The following is a 2,813-nucleotide window of genomic DNA, read 5'->3' as shown; positions in this document are numbered from 1 at the left end:
GGTTGAACAAAATGCTTGACAGGACAAGAGGTTAGCGTAGAATGCGCGCCTCGGTTGAGACGAAGGTCTTAACCAACCGCTCTTTAACAAGTTGAATCAAGCAATTCGTGTGGGTGCTTGTGCTGTAAGACTGATGGATCGACAAGATTATCAGCAAGACAAGTAACACTCGTGAATTCGAGAGTTTATTTGCGATTGCTGAGCCAAGTTTAGGGTTTTCTCAAAACCCGGATATGTTTGAACTGAAGAGTTTGATCATGGCTCAGATTGAACGCTGGCGGCAGGCCTAACACATGCAAGTCGAGCGGATGAGGAGAGCTTGCTCTCTGATTCAGCGGCGGACGGGTGAGTAATGCCTAGGAATCTGCCTGATAGTGGGGGACAACGTTTCGAAAGGAACGCTAATACCGCATACGTCCTACGGGAGAAAGTGGGGGATCTTCGGACCTCACGCTATCAGATGAGCCTAGGTCGGATTAGCTAGTTGGTGGGGTAACGGCTCACCAAGGCGACGATCCGTAACTGGTCTGAGAGGATGATCAGTCACACTGGAACTGAGACACGGTCCAGACTCCTACGGGAGGCAGCAGTGGGGAATATTGGACAATGGGCGAAAGCCTGATCCAGCCATGCCGCGTGTGTGAAGAAGGCCCTCGGGTCGTAAAGCACTTTAAGCTGGGAGGAAGGGTTGTAACCTAATACGTTGCAGCTTTGACGTTACCAGCAGAATAAGCACCGGCTAACTCTGTGCCAGCAGCCGCGGTAATACAGAGGGTGCAAGCGTTAATCGGAATTACTGGGCGTAAAGCGCGCGTAGGTGGCTTGGTAAGTTGAATGTGAAATCCCCGGGCTCAACCTGGGAACTGCATCCAAAACTGCCTGGCTAGAGTACGGTAGAGGGTGGTGGAATTTCCTGTGTAGCGGTGAAATGCGTAGATATAGGAAGGAACACCAGTGGCGAAGGCGACCACCTGGACTGATACTGACACTGAGGTGCGAAAGCGTGGGGAGCAAACAGGATTAGATACCCTGGTAGTCCACGCCGTAAACGATGTCAACTAGCCGTTGGGGTCCTTGAGACTTTAGTGGCGCAGCTAACGCAATAAGTTGACCGCCTGGGGAGTACGGCCGCAAGGTTAAAACTCAAATGAATTGACGGGGGCCCGCACAAGCGGTGGAGCATGTGGTTTAATTCGAAGCAACGCGAAGAACCTTACCAGGCCTTGACATGCAGAGAACTTTCCAGAGATGGATGGGTGCCTTCGGGAACTCTGACACAGGTGCTGCATGGCTGTCGTCAGCTCGTGTCGTGAGATGTTGGGTTAAGTCCCGTAACGAGCGCAACCCTTGTCCTTAGTTACCAGCACATCATGGTGGGCACTCTAAGGAGACTGCCGGTGACAAACCGGAGGAAGGTGGGGATGACGTCAAGTCATCATGGCCCTTACGGCCTGGGCTACACACGTGCTACAATGGTCGGTACAAAGGGTTGCCAAGCCGCGAGGTGGAGCTAATCCCATAAAACCGATCGTAGTCCGGATCGCAGTCTGCAACTCGACTGCGTGAAGTCGGAATCGCTAGTAATCGTGAATCAGAACGTCACGGTGAATACGTTCCCGGGCCTTGTACACACCGCCCGTCACACCATGGGAGTGGGTTGCACCAGAAGTAGCTAGTCTAACCTTCGGGAGGACGGTTACCACGGTGTGATTCATGACTGGGGTGAAGTCGTAACAAGGTAGCCGTAGGGGAACCTGCGGCTGGATCACCTCCTTAATCGATAGATCCCAGCTTTGGCATAAGCTCCCACACGAATTGCTTGATTCACTGAAATAAAGACGCGAGATGAGTCAAGACTCAAGCGTTAGACGATTGGGTCTGTAGCTCAGTTGGTTAGAGCGCACCCCTGATAAGGGTGAGGTCGGCAGTTCGAATCTGCCCAGACCCACCAATCGATGGGGCCATAGCTCAGCTGGGAGAGCGCCTGCTTTGCACGCAGGAGGTCAGGAGTTCGATCCTCCTTGGCTCCACCATCTAACACCGCGTTAAAGCTCAGAACTGAGTGCTTACCCCCCCCCTTAAGGGTTGGGTCGAAGCATTGACTTCTGAACTTTGTTTTCAGACTGTTCTTTAAAAATTTGGGTATGTGATAGAAGTACGAACACATAGGCTGTTTCACTGCAGACTATGTGGTCAAGGTAAATTTGCGAGTTCAAGCGCAAGTTTTCGGCGAATGTCGTGTTCCAAACCAAACATAACTTCAGATTCTTTGGGGTTATATGGTCAAGTGAATAAGCGCATACGGTGGATGCCTTGGCAGTCAGAGGCGATGAAAGACGTGATAGCCTGCGATAAGCTTCGGGGAGTCGGCAAATAGACTGTGATCCGGAGATCTCTGAATGGGGGAACCCACCTGACATAAGTCAGGTATCTCACACTGAATCCATAGGTGTGAGAGGCGAACCAGGGGAACTGAAACATCTAAGTACCCTGAGGAAAAGAAATCAACCGAGATTCCCTAAGTAGTGGCGAGCGAACGGGGACTAGCCCTTAAGCTCAATTGATTTTAACCGAACGCTCTGGAAAGTGCGGCCATAGTGGGTGATAGCCCCGTAGGTGAAAGGATCTTTTGAGTGAAATCGAGTAGGACGGCGCACGTGAAACGTTGTCTGAATATGGGGGGACCATCCTCCAAGGCTAAATACTACTGACTGACCGATAGTGAACCAGTACCGTGAGGGAAAGGCGAAAAGAACCCCGGAGAGGGGAGTGAAATAGAACCTGAAACCGTATGCGTACAAGCAGTGGGAGCC

The 2,813-nt window shown here is 51.6% G+C and carries 2 tRNA genes and 2 rRNA genes; all 4 read left to right on the top strand.

The window, feature by feature from the left end:
- Positions 1-239: 239 nt before the first annotated feature.
- Positions 240-1,776: ribosomal RNA gene (locus QWJ10_RS23140) — 16S ribosomal RNA — on the top strand.
- Positions 1,777-1,874: 98 nt separating this feature from the next.
- Positions 1,875-1,951, top strand: a tRNA-Ile gene (locus tag QWJ10_RS23135).
- A 6-nt stretch (positions 1,952-1,957) separates the two neighbouring features.
- Positions 1,958-2,033 (top strand) — tRNA-Ala (locus tag QWJ10_RS23130).
- Between the two features lie 248 nt (positions 2,034-2,281).
- Positions 2,282-2,813 (top strand): 23S ribosomal RNA (locus tag QWJ10_RS23125); the annotation flags it as partial.

The organism is Pseudomonas sp. WAC2 (assembly GCF_030403525.1).
Taxonomy (GTDB): Bacteria; Pseudomonadota; Gammaproteobacteria; order Pseudomonadales; family Pseudomonadaceae; genus Chryseomonas; species Chryseomonas luteola.
This window is presented reverse-complemented; position numbering and strand designations above follow the sequence as displayed.